At 60.6% G+C, this 25276-nt stretch carries 24 protein-coding genes; 9 read left to right on the plus strand and 15 right to left on the minus strand.

The annotated features are described in order from the left end of the window. Positions 1 to 19 precede the first annotated feature (19 nt). The 3 genes from MOP44_RS17450 to MOP44_RS17460 all read right to left on the minus strand — a co-directional run bounded on the left by MOP44_RS17450 (position 20) and on the right by MOP44_RS17460 (position 2561). On the minus strand, positions 20 to 1375 hold the full coding sequence (locus MOP44_RS17450) for a hypothetical protein (RefSeq protein WP_260791527.1): 1356 nt from the start codon (positions 1373 to 1375) through the stop codon (positions 20 to 22). A 263-nt stretch (positions 1376 to 1638) separates the two neighbouring features. Further along, positions 1639 to 1788: a hypothetical protein gene (locus MOP44_RS17455; protein ID WP_260791528.1), complete on the minus strand. Its 150-nt coding sequence runs from the start codon at positions 1786 to 1788 to the stop codon at positions 1639 to 1641. 29 nt (positions 1789 to 1817) lie between these two features. Further along, positions 1818 to 2561, minus strand: a complete 744-nt coding sequence (locus tag MOP44_RS17460) for a cytochrome c biogenesis protein (protein WP_260791529.1) — start codon at positions 2559 to 2561, stop codon at positions 1818 to 1820. A 180-nt stretch (positions 2562 to 2741) separates the two neighbouring features. On the opposite strand from MOP44_RS17460, the gene MOP44_RS17465 reads away from it, so the two are divergent. Beyond that, on the plus strand, positions 2742 to 3674 hold the full coding sequence (locus tag MOP44_RS17465; protein WP_260791530.1) for a chemotaxis protein CheB: 933 nt from the start codon (positions 2742 to 2744) through the stop codon (positions 3672 to 3674). Positions 3675 to 3716: 42 nt separating this feature from the next. Here the strand turns inward: MOP44_RS17465 and MOP44_RS17470 are convergent, their stop codons facing one another. The 7 genes from MOP44_RS17470 to MOP44_RS17500 all read right to left on the minus strand — a co-directional run bounded on the left by MOP44_RS17470 (position 3717) and on the right by MOP44_RS17500 (position 11085). Beyond that, on the minus strand, positions 3717 to 4049 hold the full coding sequence (locus tag MOP44_RS17470; protein WP_260791531.1) for a helix-turn-helix domain-containing protein: 333 nt from the start codon (positions 4047 to 4049) through the stop codon (positions 3717 to 3719). Then, entirely contained in the window at positions 4049 to 5161 is a 1113-nt protein-coding gene (locus MOP44_RS17475; RefSeq protein ID WP_260791532.1) for a TlpA family protein disulfide reductase, read from the minus strand. Before MOP44_RS17475 ends, MOP44_RS17470 begins: the two co-directional genes overlap by 1 nt. A gap of 529 nt (positions 5162 to 5690) precedes the next feature. Further along, positions 5691 to 6356, minus strand: coding sequence for a heme exporter protein CcmB (locus MOP44_RS17480; RefSeq protein WP_260791533.1), 666 nt, complete (start codon positions 6354 to 6356; stop codon positions 5691 to 5693). Continuing rightward, the gene (gene ybaK, locus MOP44_RS17485; protein ID WP_260791534.1) at positions 6356 to 6862 is read right to left on the minus strand and encodes a Cys-tRNA(Pro) deacylase; all 507 of its coding nucleotides are present in this window, start codon (positions 6860 to 6862) and stop codon (positions 6356 to 6358) included. The genes MOP44_RS17480 and ybaK overlap by 1 nt, the downstream gene beginning before the upstream one ends. Continuing rightward, positions 6859 to 7530: an ABC transporter ATP-binding protein gene (locus MOP44_RS17490; RefSeq protein ID WP_260791535.1), complete on the minus strand. Its 672-nt coding sequence runs from the start codon at positions 7528 to 7530 to the stop codon at positions 6859 to 6861. The genes ybaK and MOP44_RS17490 overlap by 4 nt, the downstream gene beginning before the upstream one ends. Before the next feature lie 4 nt (positions 7531 to 7534). Then, on the minus strand, positions 7535 to 8047 hold the full coding sequence (locus MOP44_RS17495) for a cytochrome c maturation protein CcmE (protein WP_260791536.1): 513 nt from the start codon (positions 8045 to 8047) through the stop codon (positions 7535 to 7537). A gap of 944 nt (positions 8048 to 8991) precedes the next feature. Then, on the minus strand, positions 8992 to 11085 hold the full coding sequence (locus tag MOP44_RS17500) for a M28 family metallopeptidase (protein WP_260791537.1): 2094 nt from the start codon (positions 11083 to 11085) through the stop codon (positions 8992 to 8994). A 225-nt stretch (positions 11086 to 11310) separates the two neighbouring features. On the opposite strand from MOP44_RS17500, the gene MOP44_RS17505 reads away from it, so the two are divergent. From MOP44_RS17505 to MOP44_RS17525, 5 genes are all read left to right on the plus strand, one after another. Next, positions 11311 to 12156 (plus strand): CPBP family intramembrane glutamic endopeptidase, encoded by an 846-nt coding sequence (locus tag MOP44_RS17505; RefSeq protein WP_260791538.1) that lies wholly within the window; start codon positions 11311 to 11313, stop codon positions 12154 to 12156. A gap of 356 nt (positions 12157 to 12512) precedes the next feature. Then, on the plus strand, positions 12513 to 13940 hold the full coding sequence (locus MOP44_RS17510; RefSeq protein ID WP_260791539.1) for an MltF family protein: 1428 nt from the start codon (positions 12513 to 12515) through the stop codon (positions 13938 to 13940). Between the two features lie 78 nt (positions 13941 to 14018). After that, positions 14019 to 14453, plus strand: coding sequence for a hypothetical protein (locus MOP44_RS17515; protein ID WP_260791540.1), 435 nt, complete (start codon positions 14019 to 14021; stop codon positions 14451 to 14453). Between the two features lie 73 nt (positions 14454 to 14526). Beyond that, positions 14527 to 14757: a FitA-like ribbon-helix-helix domain-containing protein gene (locus MOP44_RS17520; RefSeq protein ID WP_260791541.1), complete on the plus strand. Its 231-nt coding sequence runs from the start codon at positions 14527 to 14529 to the stop codon at positions 14755 to 14757. After that, the gene (locus tag MOP44_RS17525) at positions 14754 to 15146 is read left to right on the plus strand and encodes a type II toxin-antitoxin system VapC family toxin (protein WP_260791542.1); all 393 of its coding nucleotides are present in this window, start codon (positions 14754 to 14756) and stop codon (positions 15144 to 15146) included. The genes MOP44_RS17520 and MOP44_RS17525 overlap by 4 nt, the downstream gene beginning before the upstream one ends. Positions 15147 to 15152: 6 nt before the next feature. On the opposite strand, the gene mscL is transcribed toward MOP44_RS17525, so the two are convergent. Further along, a complete protein-coding gene (gene mscL / locus MOP44_RS17530) occupies positions 15153 to 15563 on the minus strand; it encodes a large conductance mechanosensitive channel protein MscL (RefSeq protein ID WP_260791543.1) in 411 nt (136 codons plus the stop codon). A 63-nt stretch (positions 15564 to 15626) separates the two neighbouring features. Continuing rightward, positions 15627 to 15920 (minus strand): permease, encoded by a 294-nt coding sequence (locus MOP44_RS17535; RefSeq protein ID WP_260791544.1) that lies wholly within the window; start codon positions 15918 to 15920, stop codon positions 15627 to 15629. A gap of 96 nt (positions 15921 to 16016) precedes the next feature. On the opposite strand from MOP44_RS17535, the gene MOP44_RS17540 reads away from it, so the two are divergent. Beyond that, positions 16017 to 16472: a VOC family protein gene (locus MOP44_RS17540; protein WP_260791545.1), complete on the plus strand. Its 456-nt coding sequence runs from the start codon at positions 16017 to 16019 to the stop codon at positions 16470 to 16472. Between the two features lie 89 nt (positions 16473 to 16561). Continuing rightward, on the plus strand, positions 16562 to 18256 hold the full coding sequence (locus tag MOP44_RS17545) for a serine/threonine-protein kinase (RefSeq protein WP_260791546.1): 1695 nt from the start codon (positions 16562 to 16564) through the stop codon (positions 18254 to 18256). Positions 18257 to 18400: 144 nt separating this feature from the next. On the opposite strand, the gene mtnA is transcribed toward MOP44_RS17545, so the two are convergent. The 3 genes from mtnA to MOP44_RS17560 all read right to left on the minus strand — a co-directional run bounded on the left by mtnA (position 18401) and on the right by MOP44_RS17560 (position 22447). After that, positions 18401 to 19450, minus strand: coding sequence for an S-methyl-5-thioribose-1-phosphate isomerase (gene mtnA, locus MOP44_RS17550; RefSeq protein ID WP_260791547.1), 1050 nt, complete (start codon positions 19448 to 19450; stop codon positions 18401 to 18403). Between the two features lie 37 nt (positions 19451 to 19487). Beyond that, positions 19488 to 19892 carry a response regulator gene (locus tag MOP44_RS17555; protein WP_260791548.1) on the minus strand — a complete coding sequence of 135 codons (405 nt, stop codon included), beginning with the start codon at positions 19890 to 19892 and terminating at the stop codon, positions 19488 to 19490. 119 nt (positions 19893 to 20011) lie between these two features. Beyond that, positions 20012 to 22447 carry an ABC transporter permease gene (locus MOP44_RS17560; protein WP_260791549.1) on the minus strand — a complete coding sequence of 812 codons (2436 nt, stop codon included), beginning with the start codon at positions 22445 to 22447 and terminating at the stop codon, positions 20012 to 20014. A gap of 319 nt (positions 22448 to 22766) precedes the next feature. On the opposite strand from MOP44_RS17560, the gene MOP44_RS17565 reads away from it, so the two are divergent. Continuing rightward, complete coding sequence (locus tag MOP44_RS17565) at positions 22767 to 25235, plus strand: Ig-like domain repeat protein (RefSeq protein WP_260791550.1); 2469 nt, start codon at positions 22767 to 22769, stop codon at positions 25233 to 25235. Positions 25236 to 25276 lie beyond the last annotated feature (41 nt).

A 25276-nucleotide genomic window follows, 5' to 3' on the forward strand; every position in this document is an offset into this window, starting at 1 on the left:
AGATCATCTCAATTCGAAATCACTTCGGCCCGTCCCCTGCAAGAATCGCCTTTACAGCCCGCTTGTCTCTGGCGTAGTTGTTGTGGGCCAACGTTGGATTCTCGATGATCCCAAGCCAGTGGGGCGCGTTCTTCACGGTCCAGTTCTCCACCTTCACTCCCTCCAGGTCGGGCACGGTCCAGGTGAGCAGATCGCTGGGATCGTTCAGGGCCGTGATGCGGGGCGGCGCACACTCCTGCGGCGCATTCGGCTGCGTCTTCAAATGATCGCAGCGCAGTTTGGCCCAAACTTCAAGATGCGTGACGAGGTTGCGGTCGGTGCGTCCATCCAGGCTGGCCAGTTCCAGAAGCCGCAGTTGATTGGCGAAGAAGTAGACTCTCGACGTGCGTTCCAGAACTTCGTGAAAGCGCTCTCCGTGCCCGATGGCCTGATCGCCGGTAGTGTCCTCGCTGGTATCGAGCGCCGCGAAGATCAGGTAGCTTCCCAGGCTGTGCGAGACGATGGTGAATTCGTCATTCTCCGCCACTGGCGCGGATTCGGAGCGATTCTCCGGGTGCGCATCCGACAGAGACTTCAGGATGAGCTGGCGGATTCCGTCGAGGATATACGGGCGAAGCGGGCCGAGCGCCATCACGGCATCGGAGAAGCCCCAGTCCATCAGGCCGGTCTTGAGATCGCGATTGGCGCGCGCGCCGTGTGAAGGCATCTTGAGGAGGGCCTTGGCATCGTCGGGGCTGATCCAGTCGTAGGATCTGAAGCGGTCAGGAACACCGGGCGCCGCTTCGCGCTTAGAACAGGTATTGATTCGCAGTTTATTCGGCGCGACGAAGGATGCATCCCCAGCCACGATCTGGCGGCATTTGAGCGCGAACGTCAGTGGCCACCAGTGCAGCGCATCCACATAAATCACAGGGCCATGCGTGCGTGCGATCTTGTAGTGAGCGGCGTAGGGAGCGGCGGCGCTCCATTCTTCGTTGTTTCGCCACACCGGCTGCCCTAGAAAATCGAGCGCCGGAGGGGCCGCCCCGGGAGCGAAGTAGCCTTCGTCGGCATAGTCCCACGGGCCGACAGGCTCGCCCGCCGGCGTGGTGCAGTCTTTCAGGTACGCGCAGATGCTCTTTCGCAACTCCAGAGAATCGAAGTCGGTTGGCCCGTCGTTTCCGATCCCGTGAATGTAGAAGATGTGGATTTCCTTCTCGGACGAATGGCAGATCCACCCCGCAAGTGAAGCGGCGGGCGCAGCGTGGCAGGCTGCGGTCTCCTGCGCAGCGGCGGAATGCGTATTAAAGACGCAAAGGATGGCCAGCATCAAGGTGACGAGCTGAAGGCGGGTGTCGGACGAGAGTCTCTTTGGATCCGCTGACGATGAACGCATGAAAGGACACCTGAGCCATGCCACACTGTGCGCGCGGCAGAAATGAGACGGACTGCTGGTCGGTTCCTATTATGGGTGGGAGATCTGCCTGGCGAGACTGTCACAAATACGGGACTGGCGAAGGGTTGGGCGCGATCGCTAGGGGCTAGCTATGGATAGAGCTGCAAATATTGCTTGAAGCGAAGAGGGAATCGCCTGGGCGGGACAGAGAGGCGGGAGCACCGGGCGTGAAGCCGCTGCCGGCTTCACACGCGAATGCGGGATTATCGGCGGTTGCGATTACGCGATTCGGCGTTGCGCTTTTCGGCGCGCCACTTGATGGCTAGAAATCCCAGATAGGCCAACTGGATGACCCAGGTCACGGTGTAGGCCGCTACGGTGAACTCGTGGTTGAGAATGGCTCGCTGATCCATATTGACCTCTGCTGTTTCCTCTTCCGCGGCTAAACGCGGCTTTCCAGGGCTTCCTGCTGCTCGCGGCTGGCGTTCTCCTGGTGAAGCCGCTCTGTCTTGTAGCGCAGAGCCAGAATCAGCACGCCCCACGCAAACCATGCACCCATATTCCAAAAGAACGGGCCAAGCATCGACTTATCCATCCCGGAGCCATCGCCTCCGCCAAAGACCGGCGCCGGATGCTGCGTGCGCCACCAGCGGTTCGACATGTACACGATGGGCACGTCGAGCGCGCCGAAGATGCCCAGCACCGCGGCGAGCGTCTGCACCTGCGGACCGGCGGCAAACCGCCGCAGCAGCAGGTAGCTGACGTAGATGAGCCACAGGACCAGCGTCGTGGTGAGGCGGGCGTCCCAGGTCCACCAGATGCCCCATGCGCGGCGACCCCAGATGGGGCCGGTGATCAGCACCACGGTGCAGAACACCACGCCGACTTCAGCGCCAGCCAGGGCCCACGCGTCGGCCTTCTGCGCCAGGTCAGGCTGGCTGCGCCGCCAGGTCAGGTAGCCGATCGAGCCCAGCAGGCTGATGGCGAAGAACACAAAAGCCACCGAGGCGGAAGGCACGTGGTAGAAGATGATGCGGAAGATTTCGCCCTGCATGGCGTCGTTCGGCGCCACGTAGATGGCCTGATAGTAGCCCCAGACCATGAGCGCAACCACAACAACCGCATAGAGGCTGATGCCGAGTTTTTTCATCAGGTTCGGTCCAGTCCCGGCGGCGTGGAGGGACATGCAGCTCAGTCGCGTCCGGGATGTTTCTAGTGTACGTCGAGGATTGCGGCCGGAACTCCACCCAGCGATGTATTGAGTGACTTGAATCACTCATTCGTACACGGCGCATCTTCGCCTTCTCGGATCAGGTTCCTTGATTGCAAGACCTTCAATCGTGCTAAATCTCGCATCGAATCAATAATGTCAAAACGCGACATTGTGGTGATTGGCGGGTCCGCTGGCAGTATCCCCTCCATGCAGGAGCTTTTGCTAACCCTGCCCGCCGAACTGCCCGCTTCTCTGTTTGTAGTTATGCACCTGTCGCCCAGCGTGCGAAGCTACCTGGCGCAGATACTCGGCCGCAACGCACAGATGCTCGTTACCGAAGCGCTCGACGGCGACCGCATCGAAGACGGCAAAGTCTATGTAGCGCAGCCGGATCGCCATCTTCTGGTAGCCGCGGATCATATCCATCTCACGCGCGGCCCCAAGGAGGGCCTCCACCGGCCGAGCATCAATGTTACCTTTCGTTCCGCCGCCATGACTTACGGTCCTCGCGTGATCGGCATCGTATTATCCGGCCTGCTCGACGACGGAGCGGCGGGACTGTGGGATATTGCGCAAGAAGGCGGGATCACGATCGTTCAGGACCCCGACGAGGCGCCGTTCCCCTCCATGCCGCTGAATGCTATTGCCGATGTAGCGGTGGACTACCGCCTCAAGGCGGCCGAAATCGGAAGGATGGTGACAGATCTCGTGAATGGAAGAGCGGAGCCGCGCAGAAGGGAAGCGGCTGGTGCACACGGAAAAGAGCAATTCCTCGGCTTCACTTGCCCGGAGTGCCGCGGGCCCCTTTATACCCGCGAAACCGGAGGGCCGGTCGAGTTCCGCTGCCGGGTTGGCCACGTCCTCTCGCTCAAAACCCTTATCGATGAAGAGAATTCGATGCAGGAGCGCAAACTCTACGAGGCCATCGTAGCCCTCGAGGAAGGCGCAGACCTGGCGGACTTCGCCTCAGGGAAGACCTCCGGCGATGAAGCCGAGCGCCTGCAGAGAGAAGCCGTGCAGCTGCGGAGGCACTCCGCCGCGATCCGGCAGATCGTCGAAAATCGGATGACAGAACAGATGCGGTGAGCGGTTAGCGCCGTGGCACTCCCGGAGCGGTACTAGATGGGCTCAGGACTGGAAGAAAACCGCCGGAGAAACGCTGAACCGCTTGCTGAGTCGCGCGATGTGATCGCCGGTCAGCTTGCGCTTTCCAGCCAGCACCAGCGAAACGGTGCTCTCGGCGCCCAATTCGGGTACCAGGTCTTTTTGCGAAAGCCCGTTCTGCTCCAGCAGAAATCTCAATACGTCTGCAGGCTCCGCATCCGGTACAGGGTACTTCTCGTTCTCATATTGCTCGATCAGCAGAGTCAACAGGTCAATGGCTTCTTGCTCCGCGGCATTACGCCTCTTCCGGGACGTGAGTTCGAACAGCAGCCAGCTCGTGTATTGAGTGACGTGCATCACTCGCGGGACTTGGAGGTCGCGGCGGCATGAGCAGAGAGGATCTCCGCAATCGAGGAATCCATCGAGGCGAGATCATCCAATCCGACCCAGTAATGGACGATCTTGCCATCAGCGCCAACGAGAATGGCGACAGGCACACCCTGGATATCGAGCGCTTTGAAGGCGGTGCCGTCGGGATCCAGCAGGACCGGAAGCGTGACATGGTTGTAGCCGGTCCAGGCGCGGGCGTCTGCCGCCGTGTCCTGGGTGAACGTGAGGACAATAAGGGCGGAGGATTTATAGCGCTGTTGGAGCTCCTGGGCGTGCAATGTCGTGCGATTGCAGGGTGCGCAGTAGCTGCCCCAAAAGTCGAGCAGCACGGGCTTGCCCTTGAGGGTAGCGAGTTTTATCTGAGGACCGGATAGCTGAGCCAACGCGAGATCGGGGAGCGACCGGCCAACCCATTCGGGACGGTCCTTTGGGAGCGTGGCAAATCTGGCGAGGGCCTTGAGGATCGTTTCTGATGGCGGCAGATTGAATGAGAACGACGTCACGGTGCCGGTCCATTCGGAGCCGGGATGATCGGGCATGCTTCGCGTTTCGCGCAGCACTATGAGTGTGGCGGGGTCGATCCAGAAACGCTTGTGCTCGATGGCCGAGTTTGGCTTGAAGGCAGGCGAGTAGTCGTACGTGGCGTCGATGATTTCGCATGAATAGCTGCGGCCGTCCACCGTAACACTTTCGGCGCCGATCTTCTGCGCATCCGTCAGCTTCATTGCGATAGCGTTGTACTGGCCCAGTGGGAGCAATTGAACGGTAAACTTTTGGGGCAGGGGATCCGTCGTCCCGGGGACGGCAAGCGCCTGCTTCATATTGCCCATCTGGCTCAGGACCTGGATGGATGGCTTGCGCAGGTCCAGCGGCAGAAAGGCAGGTTGCGCGCCTTCGGTGTCGAAGTCGTAAGTGACGCGCCAGGAGGATCCGGGCATCAGCGCCGAAGCCGTTCCTTTCACGCTGAAACTGTCGGAGTTGTTGTAGTGATCGGCAACCTGCTTCAGCAGGTCAACGCGCGATTGCGCAGCGAGCGATGAAGCTGCACAGACCAGAAACAGCACCAAGGATCGAACCATGCCGGGGCCCCTCAGAGAACGAACCACGATTATATTCTGATGAGACGTTTTGCTGTACGAGTCCGCTCGGGATTATGTGGGCAGGAAAACAGTCAGGTGATCAAACCCTCGAGGTGATCCGATGAGCTGGCTGGAGCGATTTGTCCGCACTACTTTCGTGTAGTGCGGTATTGCAGGGCCACGCCGGTCGACTAAACGTGTCTCCAAAATGCGAACGCCCCGGTTAGTCACTCCGGGGCGCTTCGTTTCTCCAGTTGGGTACACTGCCTGACATCCACAAACGTAAGACGAACGATTGGGGGTATGTCAATAAGATGCCGCAGTGTTCGCGGTCGCGGACAGCGGAGGGCAGGAGAGTTGAACTCCCAGAGCTGACTAGCCCCTGGCAACCGCTTATCAGGCATTGTCCACTACCCACTGGGGATACCCTCCAGATATTACTATTGCCTGACCGCGAAGAATCTCAAACTTAGCGAGCTAAACGGTGCGACACTCGACACGCAGCTTCGCGACGGTTGAACACTACGCCTCACTCCGCGTGGAAGATCGTATCGAACAGCAACCAGCTCGTCGTGGTAAAGATCACGTCGTAGCCGACGAGCATCTTGATCCACAGGCTCGGGTCGTTTTCGCCGGTGAGGATTGCTTCCGTCGCCATCACCATTGCCAGCAGAGCTGGAATGAAGATCGGAAACAGGATCAGCGACAGGAGAAGCTCGCGGTTGCGGCTGGTCATGGCCAGCGCCGCGAAGAAAATGCCGTTGCTCACCAGCGCCCATGTGCCTAGCGGCATTACAACCGCCAGCAGCCAGCCCTGTCCCGCGACGTGCAGGTTATAGAAGATGAAGAAGAACGGCGCCAGAACCACCTGCACGATGCTGACAAACAGGAAATTCACCAGCACCTTGGCCAGATAAAGCTCTGACCCGGGCGACGGCACCATGCGCTGCGCGTCCATCACGTTGTGCCGGATTTCGCGCGCCCATGCCTGGTTCAGCGCGCTTACGCTGGCGAACATGGTCGCCACGCACAGCACGCCGCCGGCGATATGCTGCGCGAACTCGCCCCGCGGATCGAAGGCGATGGAGAACAGCACCACCACAAGACCCGAGAAGAACAGCATGGAGATGAGCGCATCCATCGAACGCCACTCTATGCGCAGGTCCTTCACGAGATGTGTCCAGAGTGCCGGCATCAGGCGTGTCCCTCCGCATGCACGGCCTTCGTCAGGTCCGCCGTAGCCACCGGCTCGCCGATCGCTTCGGCAGCCTTCAGATAGTCGTCGGGCGAGAGAATCAACTGCGCACCACGGGTGCCCGCCGAGACGCTGATCGTGTCGAACAGAATGGCCGTCTCATCCACGAAGATCGGGTAAGCCTTCTTCGCGCCGAACACTGTGACGCCTCCGCGAATGTATCCGGTAAGCGGCTGCACGTCTTTCAGGGGAGTCATCTCGGCTTTGCGCATGCCGGCAGCGCGCGCCAGTTTTTTGAAGTCCAATTCGGCGTCTCCGGGAATCACCGCGAAGACAAACTCGCCCTTGCCGTCGGTGGTCAGCAGTGTCTTGAACACCTGCTCAGGCGGCATGCCGATTTTCTTCGCTACCGCGATTGCCGACACATCTTCGGGGTCCACTTCGTACTCACGCATCTCGAACGCGATGCCAAGGCCCTCAAGGAACCGCGCAGCGTTGGTCTTCATAGCGTCGGGCTCCCCGGTTCAAAGCTGGCCACGCGTCCGGCCTTGAGCGCCAAGACATAATCCGCGATCGGTGCGGCCAATTCACGCTGGTGCGTCGTGATCACAATGGTTCGGCTGCCGTGACGGAACTGCGCCAACAGCTCCACCATTTGCCGGGCACTCTCCACGTCCATGTTGGAAAACGGCTCGTCCAGCAGCAGCAGCTCAGGAAACGAGAGCAGCACGCGGGCGAGGGAAGTGCGCTGCCGCATGCCCTGCGAGTAGTGTCCCAGAGGGCGCGGCAGATTTGGATCCAGGCCAACCTGTCTCAGTGCTTCGGCAGGATCCAGGCACTCTCGCCCGGGATACAGCTTGGAGAAATAGCGGAGATTTTCCTGTCCGGTGAGTTCGTCGTAGAGCATGGGTGCGTGGCTCATGTAGCCGACGCGTTCGCGCACCGTCTGCGGTTCGCCATGGCCGAACAAGGTCACGGTGCCGAAGCTCGGCCGCAATAATCCGGCCAGAATCCGCAGCAGGGTCGACTTGCCCGCGCCGTTCTCGCCGATCAGCACGTAGCACTTGCCCAGCTCGAGCTCCACACTCACCTGGCGCAGCGCTGCAAAGCTGCCGAACAATTTGGATACATCTTCGACCCGGGCGCATTGGCCCGTGCTTGCTGGGCCGCTCATGCGGTTAGTTGGCGGTCGGCGCCGCTGCCGCAGGGGTCGAAGTAGAAGCTGTCTTGTTGGGCGTCATCGGCTGTGCCTGGTTCGGCTGTCCGGGCTGGCCCGGTGCATACTTGCTGGCGCACTTGGCCTGCAGCTCGTTGGCGTGGAACATGCCGTCGCGCCCGTAGGTGCCCACGGCCAACGCCTGCGAGTCGTCCTTGAACGTGTCCGGCGGCGGCTCCGAGCCCTTGTAGCTCACCTTGAGCACGCGACCGTTCGGGGCTTTGGGATTGTGGCTTTCGAACTCGTTCAGCATGAACGTGACATGCGTGCCGTTCTGCTCAATCGAGCCCGGCTGCACGAAACCCTCAACGCGGAGATTGCTCTTGTAGGCCTTGTCGCCCATTCCGGCCAGCTCGGCGATGGTGACGTAGTAGCTCTTGCTGGACTTGTAGCCTGACGAGGCCAGCCACCCGATGGTGCCGAGGATGATGGCGACCGCAATGCCGATCCGCAGGTTGTTCTTCGAGGATTTCATATTCTTTGTCTTCTACTTCTTACGATACGAGCGACCAGAGGCGGGGTCAACAGTCTGGGGGTGACGCATATCACACCAGTTTGGCGCCGGCGACCTACGAAACCACGCAAGATCTGCATAGTTTGGACGATGAAGAGAGGGAATCGCTGCAGGAAATAGAGACAGGGGCAGGACGCAGAAAGGGGAACTGGAGCGGTACGGATCTACTCGTCGCGTCCGCGGCGCTGGAACGATGCTACGAATGCCGGGGTCAGAAGCATGGCGACGAATGCAATTCCAATGACGAGGTCACGCATTTTGTTCGCTTTCCAAGGGTACAAAGTCACCCTTAGCCGCGCAGGCCCTTCACGCAAGAAGCCAGCTTCCAATTGCCTGCGAGCCCTGAACTACTCTGCGAACGTTAGGTCGTCGATGCTGTGGAAGAAAATAGCCCTTTGGTGCTAGCGGCTGAACCGTTGGTACCGGGAACTAGCTGTTATCGGGAGCTTTACAAGAAGCGAGGCAGAGGGGCCTCGCTTCAGAATCCGAGACTACGCCTCGTCTTCTTTGCTCTCTTTGGCCGAGAACGTGGCTACGACGGCGGGGCAAAGCACCATGCCAATGAAAGCGAGACCAACCAGGAAATCGTGCATTGAAAGGCTCCTTCTCTTCAAAGGCGGACAGCCACTACCGGTTTAGGGGAGATCCGCGTCCTGCTCCCCGGAAAGCTTCCCGTCGGGCCTTGAATGACTCAAGCGTAAGGCCGCAACTGTCCCGAAACAATGCACCTAAGGCGCGTGTCCATTGGCGAATTAAGGTATTCCAATGTAGCCCGAAAGTTGTAGATCGTTCCGCGGGCTGAGACTAGAAGTCGACACCTCGGCAGGCAGAACAAAGGCGGCGTGAGAGTTGAACTCCGATCAGGAGTGTCCCACGCCGCCTTGTTGTCCAGCCGAGATCCGTCTCTACCGCACCCCACTCAGCGTCTGCGCCGCTTTGTCCAGACACTTCGTCAGCACGCCCAGTTGCTGAGTCGCCCGGTTCGGGTCCTTGGCCTCGATCGCCTCGTTCACCCCCGGAATCACCACTGCCGCGTACCCAGTGTACTCGCCCGGCGCATAGATGGTGTGCTTGTACCAGGGCCGATTGGGCAGCCCGGCCTCGGTGACCAGGTCGGCCTCGGCCTGGCGTAGAGCGTCGTTCAGCTTGGCCACGTCGCCGCTCGGATGATCCTCTGCATCCCGCGCCTTTTGCGCCGACTTTGCGAATCGATCAGCAGCCGCAAGCGCTGGTGCGAAATCAAGCGACACCTTCGAGTCTGCCGCCTTCTTCTTTGCCGCATCCAGATAGGACGCGATCTCCCGCGCGTATGCGGCGTAGTCATAGGGCAGCACGTCCGTATTCGCCATGCGGATCGCCTCGAGGCCCAGCACGCGCGCCATCTCTTGCAGATAAACGAACTGCGGATCGGCGTTCATCGTGTACCACGCATAGTTGTCGAACACCGAGTGATACACGCCATACGCTCCGCCCGAGCCGATATCGGTCGACGGCACGCCCACGTGCTGCAGAAACGGCGTGAAGTCTGACCCTGAGCCCAAGTCACCCACGCGCACATCGCCATCATTCGGCGCGTTCGCCGGACGATGCTCGCTGGTGTCGTTGCGGTGCGCTCTCCACGAGTCGTAGACCGTCTCGCCCGAAGTGGGCGAGGGCACGGCCTGTGCCACCTGCCGAACGAATTGCTTGAGACTCGGCACTGCGGCCGCCGAGAAGTTCGGTCCGCTCACGGCCACATCCACGTTGAAGTAGGCTACGGCGTGCTCGAGCTGCTGCGCGTGCTGCTCCACCCACTCAGTTGAGCCAATCAGCCCTTCTTCCTCCGCGTCCCAGCTTGCGAAGACGATGGTTCGTTTCGGACGCCATCCTTCCTTGAGCAGGGCACCGACGCCGTGCACCGACTCCAGCATCGCCGCCGTGCCGCTGTTGGGATCGACAGCGCCATACACCCACGCGTCGCGGTGATTGCCCACGACCACCCATTCATCGGGCTGCTCCGTGCCTTTGATCTTGCCGATCACGTCCCAGATCGTCCGGCGCTGATAGTCCTGCTGCGAAACCAGATGCACCTTCACGCCGCTGGGCCCCACGTGATAGCGGAACGGCAGCGCTCCCTGCCAGCTCTGCGGCACGCTGGGTCCCTTGAGCGCCTTCAGAATCGGTGCAGCGTCGTGATAGCTGATCGGGATCGAGACGATGTGCGGCTGATTGCCTTCGGGATTCACACGCTGCGCATCGGGCAGGTCGGCAGTCGAAGCCACGCCCGGCGTTTCGGGGTCGCCCGGATACTTGAACAGGTACTGGACCGATCCGCGCTGCACGCCGCTGTCCGGACGCCACGGCCCCTCGGGATAGGCATCGCCCTTGAAGAAGCCGTCGTCTTGCGGGTCGCTGTAGATGAGCACGCCCGCGGCCCCGCGCTGCTCGGCAATGTAGACTTTCACCCCGCGAAAGTTCTGCCCGTAGCGCACCATCACGATCTTGCCGTGCAGATCGACGTGCTGCTCTGCCAGATGATCGAAATCTTCGAGACGGCCGTAGTTGGCGTAGACTACGTCGCCCTTCACATCGCCCGAACCCGACGAACCGTTGAAAGGCATCACCACACGCGCATTGTTCTCAAACGGATCGCCCGGAACCTCCTCGCGCTGCGGACCCACCATCAGCGGCTTGCCATCCGCGGTGAATGCTTCAACCTTCACCACCTTGGGCTGGTTCATCAGCACCTTATAGGGGACGATCTCGGTATCCAGCCCCGCGGCGCGAAACTTCTTCGCTACGAACTCCGCTGTCTTCTGGTCCTCGGGAGTGCCGGCCAGGTGCGGCTCCGCGGTCAGCGTCTTCAGGTCCTCGCCCGCGGCCTTAGCGTCTGGCACAGCCAGGAACTTCGACTCGATCTTGGCCTGCTTGCTGAAGTCCGAGTAGCCAAACACGCTCGCAGGCGTGGGAGCAGCGGCAGCCTGAGCGGGAAGCGGGAAGGGAAGCAGAGAGAGGCTCATCAGTGATGCAACGGCGTTCCGCAAACTGATCATTCGGGTCCTTTGCCTGATTTCGGGGGATTCATCCATCCGCAACAGTGTAATGGCAGGGATGCGGCGCAGTGCTTCCGCGGTTTCGTATCTTGCATCCCTGCGCGCGCTGCGCTAGATTCGCAACGGGTCCCTGCGCCGACGCGGCCACCGCCTCTGTCGAGCCCGAGGATAGCTAGCTCCACAGGCGGGTCGATGAGTTCTCAGGTCGCATCGGGGCGAACGCACGCCCCTTCAGGACGTGCTCGCATCACGGCACAACTTGTCACGTTCTTCACCGCGAGTTTCCTACTCGCCTGGGCCGCTTGGATCCCCGTGATCAAGAGACCATCGCTGCCCAGCCAGTTGGCCTTCATTGGATTATTCGCTCCTGCGCTGGCCGGGCTTCTTACGGCTGCGTTGTTCGGGGGTGCGCCTGCCGTGCGCCAGGTGATGCGCCGTTTACGCATCGTTGCATTCCCGCTGCGTTGGGCATTGCTTGCGGCTTTCATCATGCCGGCGATTTACTTCGCCGCCGTCTTGGCTCTCAGGGCGTCCAGGTCTGCCGGAACCGGCGCGCTCTTCATCGGCAACTCACCGCTGTTCATCTTGGCTGCATTTTTGTGGCTCTTGTTTGTGAATGCCGGCGAAGAAATCGGATGGCGAGGCTTCGCGCTGCCTCAATTGCTCGCACTCTATAACCGTCCCGTGCTCGTGAGCCTGGCTCTGGGGCTGATCTGGGGCATCTGGCATATGCCCTTGTACCTGCTGCCTGGCCAGTCCGCATTCCCTTTCCCACTGTTCCTGATATTCACCTGCGTGCAGTCGGTCCTCTACGCGCTGCTGTTTCTGCGCACAAAAGGGAGCCTTCTGCCCGCACTGCTGCTCCACGCCGGAACGGATATCGCGCCTCGCATCTTCCAGCTCACCCTGGTTCCACCGGCCTTCTGGATGGTCGTAGACGGATTGCTGGCCGTAGTGGTGACTGTGTTGGTGGTGGCGCTGCGTGATCAGCGCGTTCCCCTATCCCAATCGCACGAGGATGTTGAGGGCCGTTCCTGATCATCCAGCCCACGGGGTGTGCTCCAGACACTTTTCCGGCCGGAAACCCCCTCGTTGGACTCTCCTCATAAGGCTTCGCTCTTGGCTCGGTTAGGGGCGCTGCGACCCACATCGCTTACGTGCGTTCCCTGGACACATGGCCCCACTCGTGATCGCTATCACGTACGGAATTCAACCTTAGCGCGATAATTTGCGCGGCATAATATGCGGGCCCAGTCTGGGAGAACGATATGACCCCTCGATCTGTTTGTGATCTATCTGATGAAGCTGGCAGTAGCTCAGAACCAGCAGCCCCGGCCTACCAGTCTTCTTCGCGGTTCACCCTTTCAATCGCCGCGTGTCTGCTCATCTGTTTCATGGGTTTCCTGCCGGCCTTTTCACAAGCGCCGGCCGCCTCCCAACCGGCGGTTAAGATCGCACCGCCCGTTCAAACCAAAAAATGGACAGGCGACCTCGACGAGTTGCTGAAGAAACGTGTGATTCGTGTCGGAGTTCCCTATTCAAAGACCCTCTACTACACCGTGAAGGGCGTGCAGTACGGTACTGCCTACGAGACCGGCAAGGAATTTGAAAAGTATCTGAACAAGAAATATCCTCAGTCCAACAAGAACATCAAGGTCCTGGTCATGTTCTTCGTTGTCCCACGCGGTAAGGCGTACGAGAAGCTTCAGGAGGGGAGCCTCGACATCCTGGCAGGCGGCGTCACCATGACCGGCGAGCGCGAGAAGATGGTCGACTTCACCCAGCCGATCTACTCCGATCTGAAAGAAATTGTCGTCATGGCACCCGGAGCGCCGGCTTTGAATTCGCTTGATGATCTGTCCGGCAAATCCGTCTACATGCGCAAGAGCTCGAGCTATGTGGAGGATATCCAGGCCATCAACGATCGCCTCAAAAAGCAGGGCAAAGCGCCCATCAATATTGCCGCCGTACCGGAAGACATCGGCGACGAGGATCTGCTCGACATGGCCAACGCGGGCCTGTTGCCCTATGTCATCGCAGACGACTGGTTCGCAAAGCTCTGGAGCAAGCTGCTTCCCAGGATGCAGGTTCGTGAAGACCTCGCCATCCATACAGGCGGAACATTTGCCTGGGCAGCGCGCAAGAATTCGCCCAAACTCATGGCCGACCTCAACGACTTCTTCAAAACGCACAAGCAGGGGACCGCGTTCGGGCAGGAGCTGCTCGGCCGCTATACCAAGGGCACTTACATGCTCAAGCAGGCGGTTTCAGAGAACGCCATGAAGCAGTTCGAGGCCACCTCCGCCCAATTCCAGAAATACGCGGGGCAGTACCAGATGGATTACCTCCTCATGATGGCTGAGGGATTCCAGGAGTCGGGCCTGAAGCAGGAGGTCAAGAGCCCCGTGGGGGCCATTGGCGTCATGCAGCTTATGCCTGCCACCGGCAAAGAGATGCAGGTGGGAGACATCACGCAGCAGGAGCACAACATTCATGCGGGCATCAAGTACTTCCATCAGATGGAGGAGAAATATTTCGGCAACGAGCCGATGGATGATCTCAACAAGGTGCTCTTCACATTTGCTGCCTATAACTGCGGCCCGGCGCGTGTGAAACAATTGCGCGCGGAAGCCGCGCAGAAAGGCCTCGATCCGAACGTCTGGATCAACAACGTCGAGGTCATCGCCGCGGCACGCATCGGCATGGAAACGGTGACTTACGTATCCAACATCTACAAGTACTACGTCACATATAAGTTGGTCACCGAGCAGATGGAGCAGCGCCGGAAAGCTCGCGAGTCGCTTACAACCAAGCCGAGTTGACTTTCGCGCTTGCGCCGGCTCACGGAAGCTCGTTCACTGGAATCAACCGTCCCCACGGGCCCATATCGAGGTGCTGTGATGAAGACTGTTCGCTGGACCGGCATCGCCCTTCTCTTCTTTCTCGCCGCAAGCTCCATCATCGGCAGCATTCCTATGCTCGCTGATCCGCACGGCAGCCCCTGGAGCATGCAGCAGTCGCTGCTTCAGCACAGCCCCTTTCCGTCCTACCTGGTCCCTGGAATCCTGCTGCTGCTCCTCAACGGCCTGCTGGCGCTGTGGGCTTTGTGGCTCGCACTGGATCAGGCTCCCCGCTACGGCCTGTGGATGGCGTTGCAGGGCTGCGTCCTTCTCGGCTGGCTGATCGCGGAGTGCCTCATGATCCGCCTGGTGGTCTGGCCGCACTACCTTTACGGAGCCATCGCCATTGGCCTCATCTCAATCGGCGTTCTGCTCTGGCGCGATGAGTACCAGCCGGGCGATCTGCCCGCGGCGCCCTTCGGCGAGAACATCTGAAGAATGAAACTGGAGTGGTGGCTGAGCCTCGCCGCAGGTTGACATGTGCGGCACATGCAAATATGCTGAGCACATGGAACGCATGATTCAGGTTCGGAATGTCCCTGAGACGCTGCATCGCGCTCTCAAAACGCGTGCCGCCAGCGCCGGTATGTCGCTTTCCGATTATCTGCTCGGGGAACTTCGGGAGATTGCGGAACGTCCTAACTTGGCCGAATTCCGTGAACGCCTGCATACGCGTAGACCGATTTCCGCCACTCTGGACACCGCCGCTCTCCTGCACGAGGAACGTGCGGCAGGATGATCGTCCTCGATGCCTCAGCCGCCGTCGATTGGCTGCTGCGAACTACGGCAGGACAACGCATCGAGCAACGGATCTATCAGCAACCCGAAACCCTGCACACCCTGCATTTGCTCGATGTCGAATTCGTTCAGGTATTGCGGCGCTTGGTGCGTGAAGGCACCTTGGCTCCAAAGCGTGCGCAGGAGGCTATTGAGGATCTGGCAGCGCTTCGGATTACACGCTATGCTCCCGTACTGCTGCTGCAGCGAATCTGGCGGCTACGCCAGAACCTCAGTGCCTACGATGCATCCTACGTGGCCCTTGCGGAAGAATTGCGTGCTCCCCTGATCACCCGCGACCATCGGATTGCGGCTGCCCCGGGCCACGCAGCCGCAGTCGAGATCTTCTGAGTACGCCTAGCCCACCGGAACCGGCTGCGTGCAATGCGCGCACCGCCGCGCTTCCAGCGGGATATCGCTCAGGCACTCGGGGCATTTCTTGGTCGCCGGCGCCGCGACTGGCTCGGCCTTCTTCATCCGCTGCAGGAACCAGGCCATGGGCATTACTACGCCGAAGTAGACTACCGCTGCGACAATCACAAAATAGATCGTCGCGTTGAGGAACTCGCCAATCTTGATCTCGCCTTTGCCCAAATGGAAGATGATGTATCCGAAGTTAGGCTTGCCCACCGTTGCGGCGATCAGCGGATTAAGAATGTTGGTCACGAATGAGGTGACGATTGCCGTGAATGCCGCACCCACCACGACCGCCACGGCCAGGTCCACTACGTTCCCGCGCAGAATGAAATCGCGAAAGCCCTTCAGCATCGTTTCGCCTCCTTAGCAGCGTACGAAGCAGCCTAACAGCCGATCCACTGTCGCTTCAACCTCTTACGGATAAAAGAAAAGGAACACCGCCATGCTCAGGATCATCACTTCGGAGTACAGCAGGATCAGGACGCCTGCATAATAGAGGCTCCAGGTGCGGTCGGCGCAGCGGATCGTTTCGACCATGCTCCAACAGGCCAGCAGCACCGCCAGGGTCTGCCAGTGCGACAGGTGCATAGTATTCATATGCGGAAAGCCGCTCAGGTACAGGCTGAGGAAGAATGCCCCTATGCAGAGAAGAATGCCGCGCAGCAGTGATCGTTGGCGCAGGCGGAAAATGGATGTGCGGGGAGGCACTATCCCTCCATTATCGCAGTGCGATTGAACCCGGCCGTTCTTGAGGAGCAAACCACTTTCGGAGCCGTGAAATGAATCAAATCCGACGGGAGTCCCATGCAGCCCTTCGATAAAGTTTCCACCGTTACCATTGCCGTCCGCGATCAGGACGAGGCGCTCACCTGGTTCACTCAGATGCTCGGATTCGAAAAGCGTATCGACCAGGTCGGCAACGGATTCCGCTGGCTCACCGTGGCTCCGCCTCAGCAGGCTGAGGTCGAGTTCCTGCTAGCGTCCTGGTTTCCCGATCTCGTCGGCAAGAATCCCACCTGGGTCATCTCCACCCGCGACTGCCAAGGTGGCTACGAAGAGCTGAAGTCGAAGGGCATTGAGTTCGTGCAGTCACCCAGTCCGCGCCCGTGGGGGATCGAGGCAGTCTTCGTCGACCTCTACGGAAATAAGTACGCGCTCGTCCAGGAGTCTGCGCAGGTCCTCACCGACGAAGCCGAATCGAACGCGCTCGGTTTGAAGGGCGTCGCTGTCGGAACTGTCCTCCCTGCGGGCCGGGCATGACTATGATCTCTCGTTCCGCCCGCCCCCAAGCGGGACTACAATAATCGATTCACACAGCAACTCTAAGTTAAGCTGTGAGAATCGCTTCCATGAAGAGCTGCCCCGTCTGCGAAACGGCATATCCCAACGACCTTGCCGTCTGCAGCAAGGACGGAGCCGTTCTCGTGCCCAATGCTGAACGCGAGCCCGGCGCAATCATTCGGGGCAAATACCGCATTGTCCGGACGCTGGGGCATGGCGGCATGGGCACTGTCTACCTCGCCGAGCACATGCTGCTGGGCCGCCTCCGCGCACTCAAGTTCATCCTCGGGAATCTTGCCCACGACATCCGTTTCGTCAAGCGCTTCCGCCAGGAGGCGCAGACAGCCGTCGAGTTGCGTCATCCGAACATCGTGGAGGTCGTTGACCTGGACCAGGCTGAAGACGGCACTCCCTACATTGCTATGGAGTTCGTCGATGGGCCCGATCTGCGCACCGTGCTGCAGTCCGGAGCGCTCCCCATCGACCGCGCTATCGCGATCGCCCGAGGCGTCGCACTCGGCCTTGGAGCAGCTCATGCCCGGGGGATCGTGCATCGTGATCTGAAGCCGGAAAACATTCTCCTTACCGCGCACCGCAGGGACGCAACTCACCCCAAGCTTGCCGACTTCGGCATTGCCGCAATCAATGACGCGGCCGGCGCCATCAGCCGCACCAGCTTACTGCTCACTCCCGAGTACGCCTCGCCCGAGCAGTGGCGCGGCACGGCGGTTCAGCAACTCGACGGCCGCACCGATCTCTACGCGCTCGGCTGCGTTCTCTACGAGATGCTCACTGGCCGCAATCCGTTCCAGGCCGAAGATCCCCACGGCTGGATGCATCAGCACCTGGAGGTTGAGCCGCCGCGCCCCAGCATGGTCCGTCCTGAAGTGGCCGAATGGGCCGGGCTCGACGAGGCCGTACTGCGTCTTCTTGCGAAAAATCGCGACCGCCGCACACCCAGCGCAATCGCTGCGTTTGACGCCCTGCAGGCTCTGCGGCGCTTGCCGCACACGGATGTGGATGATGTCATCGTCCAGCGCACTATGCGCTTCAAGCATCCGGAGCGGCCCGCGCGGCTTGAACGACCCCCGGCTAAATCGGCGCCCTCCACGGCCGCGGCCGATGAGACCGAGCAGACTTCATGGCAGAGGTCGCGCGGGATCTTCATCGGGGTCATCGCTGCCGCTGCTTTACTCCTCGGCCTCGCGATTGCCGCAGCATCGATTCCTGCTGCGACCCTCAACAGTTATGGGCGCAAGCTGGACAGCCCGAGCCATCCCGGGCTTGCCATGATGCTCTACCACGTTGCGTGTTCGCGCGGCAGCGGACAAGCATGCGCGTCCATGGGCCTGGATTATGAAGATGAGGCGGGAGGAGACTTCGACCCTGAGCAGGCCGCCCAGTTCTTTTCGCGCGCCTGCGCCGACGAATATCTGCCGGGCTGCGTAGAAGCGGGCCGCGTCTACGAGCGGGGCCGCGGAGTGCAGCAAAACCTGCCGCGCGCGGTGGAATTCTACTCCCGCGCGTGCACCCTGTCCGATCCCGAAGGCTGCGCCAGCCTCGGCCGCATGTATGAGCAGGGAAGCGGCGTGGACCAGGATTATGGGCACGCTGTCGCTCTCTTCGCGCAATCCTGCGAAAGCGCAAACCGCGACGGCTGCGAAGGCCTGGCGCGCTCCTATCGCGACGGCCACGGCGTTGACCGCGATCCGAATATGGCTGCAACGCTGTTTGAAAAGGCGGAAACGCTGACGCGACGGTGAGGTAAGTTCATAGTGCGCTGTTCACAGCCCGGCTCCCATGAGCCCAAAAGCAATCCGGCCATAAAAAGCACGCTCTGCGCACTGGCCATGGCCGGAGGGTGATGACTGTGAACTGCGAACTAAGAACGCTGAACTGTGCGCCGCCTACTGCGCAGCCATCTCCATCTCTCTGAGCGACTCCGCATACGGCGCACGCAGCACGCCGCGCTCGGTGATGATCGCGCTCACGTACTTTGCCGGAGTCACATCAAACGCGGGATTGCAGATGCCTACTCCGTGCGGCGTCAATTGCTTTCCACCATGATGTGTCACCTCAACCTGGTTGCGCTCCTCAATGGGAATCGCATCGCCGGTCGACGTTTCCATGTCGATGGTGGACCACGGCGCCGCGCAATAGAACGGAATGCCGTGCTCCTTCGCCAGGATCGCCACGTTGTAGGTGCCGATCTTGTTGGCGAAGTCACCATTGGCTGCGATGCGGTCCGCGCCGACCACTACCGCCTTGATCTTGCCCGCGCGCATCAGGCTCGCCGCCATGTTGTCGCAGATCACCGTGGTGGGAATGCCGTCGGCCGTCAGTTCCCATGCGGTCAGCCGCGCTCCCTGCAGAAACGGCCGGGTCTCATCGGCATAAACGTGAATCTGCTTACCCTGCTCCACTGCCGAGCGGATCACGCCCAGCGCCGTACCGTATCCGCACGTGGCCAGGGCACCGGCGTTGCAGTGCGTCAGCACGCCGCCTTCGTCCGGCAGCAGCGCTCCGCCGAATGCGCCCATCGTTTTGCAGGCCGCGATGTCTTCGTCGTACATGGCATGCGCCTCGGCCAGGATGCGCTCCTTGACCTCGGCCATGGAAGCGCCCTTCGAGCGCAAATCGGCAAACAGCTTCTTCATGCGGTCGATCGCCCAGAACAGGTTCACGGCCGTGGGCCGCGTTCCTGCCAGCCGCGCGCAGATCTTGTCGAACTCCGGCGCGAAGCGCTCCGCGCTCTCACTCTCTGAGTGCTGTGCCCCAAGAGCCACGCCGTAAGCGGCCGACACGCCGATGGCAGGCGCGCCGCGCACCACCATCGTTACGATGACGTCTGCCACCTGTTCGTACGTGGTGGCAACCACATAACTCTCCTCGAGAGGAAGCCGCGTCTGATCAATAAAACGGACACCCTCGGGTGTCCACGAAAGCGTAGGAATCATGCACTTCCAGTGTACCTGTTCTGCAATCGGTGCGGGTTCAATCGTCGCCGGCCGAGAGCGGCGGAAGACCTCGCAATCGCAGCACCGCTTCGCGCAACTCATGCGCCCGGCGTGACTTCACCAGCACCTCGCGCGCTCCCAGCGTCCGGCAGATCTCGTGGGTCAGATCGTCCTCTACGATTGTCCACACCAGCACAGGGATCTTCCTCAGCGTCTCGCGCCCCCGGATGTACCGCATCACTTCCTGACCCGAACTGTCTTTGAGCAGCAGGTCGAGGATTACCGCCTCTGGGGCAGATTCGTCTCCACTCTCCACCTGCTTGAGGAACTCCAGCGCCTTACCCGCCGTGTTCACCACACGCGAGGAACGCGCGCCCAGCCGCGACAGGCAAGCCGCGGCCATTGCCAGATCCATGCCATTGTCTTCCACAAACAGGAACATCTGTTCGCTCTCGCACCTCGCCGATTCATCAGCTTCCGACGAGGGTTTGGAAACAACTGAGAGCGATGGGGTTGCAGCGGCCCCCGGGTCTGCGCGGCCCGGGGCCGTCGCACGTATTGCTACTGCTCCCGGATCGCCGCCACAGGATCCGCCCTCATGGCCCGCTGGGCCGGAAGATAGCACGCGATCAGCGACATTGCCCCAAGCACAACCACCACGCCCAGCACCGTCGAAGGATCGTAAGCACTCACTCCGTAGAGCAGATCCCCAATCAGCCTCGTGAGCGCGAACGCCAGCGCCAGACCCAGCGTCAATCCAATCACGGTCAGCCAAAGGCCCTGCAGCAGAACGAGCTTGAGCACATCCGCGCGTGAAGCTCCCAGGGCTATCCGCACGCCGATTTCGTGCGTACGCAACTGCGTCCGGTACGCTACCACGCCGTAGATGCCCGTAGCTGCCAGAATCAGCGCAACCACCGCGAACATGCCCGCAAATGTGCTCTGCATGACCGCGAAGATCCGCGCCATCTGCGTTGTCTCGCGCATGGTGCGCACATCGAACACCGGTATCCCTCGATCTACCCCGCGGATCGCCTCTTCGACCGCTGGCGCCATCTCCGCCGGATTCCCCTTCGTCTTGACCTGGAAGATCGTTTCGTTATCCGCAGACTGGAAGTAGCTCATGTAGACCATGGGCTCAAGATCTTCCTTCAGGAACTGGTGCTTCGAATTCCTCACCACGCCCACCACGGTGAACAGAGTGTGGTTCCACAGCGTGAGCTTCTTGCCGACCGGATCTTGCCCCGGCCAATAGTGCTTCGCGGTTGTCTCATCGATGATCAGCACCTTCGGCGCCTTCTCATCATCGGCGAGTGTGAAATCGCGGCCTTCCACGAACGGAATCCCCAACGTCTCGAAGTACCGTGGCGTGATGTCGGCCCGGCGCACCTCCAGCGAGTCATGCGGCTTCGGTGCATAACCCTGCGGATACGCATCCGCTGTCTTCCGCGTGAAGCTCATCGGAAGCCAGTCCGTCAGCGAGGCCACACTCACTCCCGGCAGCGCCGCCAGGCGGTCGAGAATCTTATGGCGGATCACCTTCGCATCCTCATTCGAATAGCCGGCCATATTCAGGCCCACGGATGCCGTCAGCACGTGCTCCTGCTCGAATCCCGGATACGCCCCGGCCAGGTTTCGCAGCGTCTGCAGAAACAGCCCCGAGCACACCAGCAACGCCAGCGAAAGCGCGATCTGCACCACAACGAGACCGCTAAGCAGATGCCGGTTGCGTGACCCGCCTGAAATGCTCGCAGCCTCATCCTTCAGAACCTCGGCTGCCGGTACCTTCGAGGACCGCCATGCCGGAAACGCTCCGCAGAGCATGCTGGCCGCAATCGCCAGTGCCACGATCCCGATGATCACGTTTTGATCCAGAATCCCGTTCAGCACAATCGGATTGGAAGTAGGCGGAATGAAGAGTGCAAACGTCTTCGCCGTCCAGGAGGTCAGCAGCAGCGCCGCCGCACCCGCGGCGGCAGCAAGAACCATGCCCTCCAGAACCATCTGGCGCACCAGTTGGAAACGCTGCGCCCCCAGCGATTGCCGGATCGCAATCTCACGCCGCCGCGCTACAAAGCGCACCAGCGTGAGCGTGGCCACGTTGGCACACGTCAGCACCAGCACCACGCCCGCTATCGCCAGCAGGATCGGCAGTGTCGCCGCCATGTAGCCGTTGGCCCCGAAGGGCGAGCGCCACATCGGATCGAGCGTGATGGTATTCACGCCGAGATGGTCGTCAGGGTACGCCGCGACGATGCGGCGCATGATCGTTTCGAGATCCTGGTTTGCGGCCTCGCGCGTCACGCCGGGCTTCAGACGCCCGAGTATATTGAGGAAGTTCGCGCGGCGATGCGTCATTCGGTATGCATTCGTCCCTATAGGATTCAGCGTCAGCCACAGATCCTGCCGGATCCCCGGCATGGCTCCGATGAATCCCTCCGGCGCTACGCCAATCACCGTCACGGGGTGCTTGGCGATTTCGATTGACCTGCCTACGATTCCCGGGTCTCCCGCGTAGCGGTTCTGCCACAGCGAATAGGACAGGATCACCAGCGGCACAGCATCCGGACGTGTCTCTTCTTCCGGCCGGAAGAAGCGCCCCAGCCACGGCTTCACCCCCAGCACGTCGAAGAAGTTCGATGACACATTCGCCACATAGACGCGCTCCGGCTGTGCCCCGCCCGTGATACTCAGCCAGTCGTGGTTATAAGCGAGAATCCCGGAGAAGCTGTGGTTCTGCTCGCGCATGTCGCGATAATCGGGATAGGACAGCGGCGGAACCGGCGAGGGGTTCGGCTCTCCGCGCATCAGGCTCACCAAGTCGCCTGTATTGCGCGCCCCCGGAATGGGATGCAGCATGGTGCCGTCAATCCAGCTCAATACGGTGCTGTTGGCGCAGATTGCCACCGCCAGCATCACCGTCGCCGTAACCATGAAGCCCGGATTCTTGCGCAACTGCCGTAACGCAAAGCGAACATCCTGGAGCAGGCCTGTCATCGCAGCCCTCCTTCGGAACTTTGCTCTTGGGGAATCAGAGTATTGCCCCTGCTATTTGCAAGCAGTGCGCCACAGCACGTATGCACCTAACTGTCTGCTGAATCAGTAGATTACCGATAAGAACCGTAGTGCCGTCTTTCCTCCCTCTGTCCGTCTATGCGTGGCCATGTCCGAATCTGAACAGCACCGGCGTGCAGGCTCGCCCGCACCAAGGTGTCACAAAGTCTTCGATTTCACTACAACTCCCTGTATCAAAAGCCTAAGATTCGCGATGGACTTCCCCCTGGGCCCCCTACTTTCCCACGTGAGGTAGCTCTCCATGTCTAGAGTTAAGTCTCCCCTCTGTGTGTATGCAGGCACGCTCCTCTGTTCGTTCCTGCTCGCCTCCACGCCTAATTTTGCGCAACAGCTCGTTCAACATGGCGCGCCTGAAGCGCCGCAGTCCATCATCTCGCTGGCACCCACGCCGCGGCCGCAGGGGCAAGTTCTTGCACGCCTGCCCGGCGACGCCACCTTTCAGCACGCTCCTGCCAACTACCACATCTTCGCTACCGCGAACGTCGGAGAAGATGCAGGCGTCGAGCCCCTCACGCTGAACTTCGCGGCCGCTACAAAGCTTACCCGCATCGAGTCGAAGAACAAGGACTTTGTCGTCGAGCCCGGCGGCACCTGCCATGAGGGCAACAGCTACAGCCGCGGCGACAGCTGCACGCTGATGGTCCGCTTCAATCCGCAGGGACCGGGCCACAGGTTGGGGTTCATTAAAGTCAGCAACTCGGCCGAGGCGAGTCCGATGAGCTTCGGCTTGACCGGCAACGGCTATGCGCCCGTGGTCAGCTTTACTCCGTCGCAGATCACGACGGTGCCCAGCTCTGTGTCAGCGGGCACCGGCACCATTAAGAGCGCAACCAACATGGCCATCGATGGCGGCGATATCCTCTACATCGCGGATACCGGCAACAGCAAGCTCAAGGAGATGGATTCGAGCGGCACGATCGTGAACAGCGCGGCCTCTCCGATTGCGACTCCCGCGTCGGTTGCTGTCGACTCCTTCGGAATCGCGTACACCGCCAACGTCCACAGTGCCACCTACTACTTCAGCCTTTACTACCCCTGGGGATCCGAGACGGCGTATGGATTCGCCTACGCCTCCAGTACCTGCACGGTGAGTGCACCCTGTGCCTTCTCGGCTGTTGGCATGAACTATCCCGCCAACATGAGTATCGACAATTACGACAACCTCTTCTTTGAGGAGGGGACTACCGGAGCGGCCGAGATGCCGGTGACGAACATATCCGGCGGAACAGGTACGCTCAACCTGTGGCATCTGAGCGACCAGTTCTCGTACTCCTCGGGGTCTCCCGGTTCTTTCGCGGTGGATGCCTACGGCGATCTCTTCACCAAGTACAGCTTCCCTTCAGCTGGAACCTGCTTCATCCTCGAGGAGCCCCTGTATAACGCCGAGTACTCGCCCACCGCTAACCGAGTGGCCGGAGGCGTGGCTTGCGGGTTCTCCGGCGATGGCGGACTGGCACGCAGCGCGGAGATCAGCTCCAACATCGGGCAGATTGCCTTCGACATTGCAGGCAATTTGTACTTCGCCGATACCGGCAACCAGCGGGTTCGCCGCATTGATGCCGCCACCGGCATCATCAGCACGGTTGCAGGCAACGGCACGCAAGGGTACACCGGCGATTCGAACGGCGCCACCCAGGCAACCCTCAGCAATCCAACCGGCGTGGCAGTGGATTCGCAGGGGCAGATTTACATCTTGAGCAACGCTCCTTCGGCTGGACCGACCCAGGTTCTGAGGATGGTCAATCGAACCGGGCACTGGGGCTATGCTAGTCAACTGAAGGGAACAACCAGCGCGGCTAAGGTATTCCAATTAGCAAATACCGGTAATTCCACACTGGTTCTTTCATCAGCTCCCTTCTTTGCCGGCACAAATCCGACCGACTACGCCATTGACTCTCCGACTACCGATTGTGTGCTCACTACCGGCTCCACGCTCGCATCAGGCCGCAGTTGCCACGTCGGAATCGTATTCAAGCCTTCCGCTGGCGGTACTCGTTCGGCAGCGCTGGTGTTTCCGGACAACTCGGTAAACGGCTCCAACTCGATCTCCCTGTCAGGCCGCGGCATGCTCTCGCCGACCATGACCATCACTTCCCCTACCGGTGGATCGTCTGTGACATCAGGAACCACTGTGACCTTCGCAGTGAAGGTGACCTCAACCTTGTCCCCCCTCCCGACTGGGACGGTAACCTTCAAAGTGAACGGCAGCACGATTGGTGCTCCGGTTACGCTCAACTCTTCCGGCGTAGCGTCTACCACCTTTAGTGAAGCTTCGGCCAGCACCTACACGCTTGAAGCCGACTATAGCGGCGACGCGAATTATGTGTCTGCCGTCGCCACCGAGAGTCTGATTGTCACCGCGCTCAAGCTTCCGGTCTCAGTAAACCTGGTGCCCATGGCTACCCCCATGTCCTCTTGCGGTTCCGCCAGCTTCTCTGTCCAGGTCTCCTCGACGTCCGGAGCACCACCCACCGGACTGGTCCAGCTGAAGAGCGGATCGTCGGCGCTGGCGTCGGCAACGCTCACGAACGGCATCGCAACGCTTTCTGCTGCCGGGCTCTCGCCGGGTTCGCACTCCTTTGTTGCCACCTACAGCGGCGACAGCCTGCACGAGGCTGCCACTTCCGCGCCGATTACAGTGAAAAGCGGCCTGAACTGTGTCGGGATCAATCCACCCACGATTCGTGTGAAGAGCCCAGGGGTGCAATAGCTTCACCGGAAACAGAAGGGCGAGAGCCGCAACGGCTCTCG

Origin of the sequence: Occallatibacter riparius, assembly GCF_025264625.1 — a bacterium.
GTDB lineage: Bacteria > Acidobacteriota > Terriglobia > Terriglobales > Acidobacteriaceae > Telmatobacter > Telmatobacter riparius.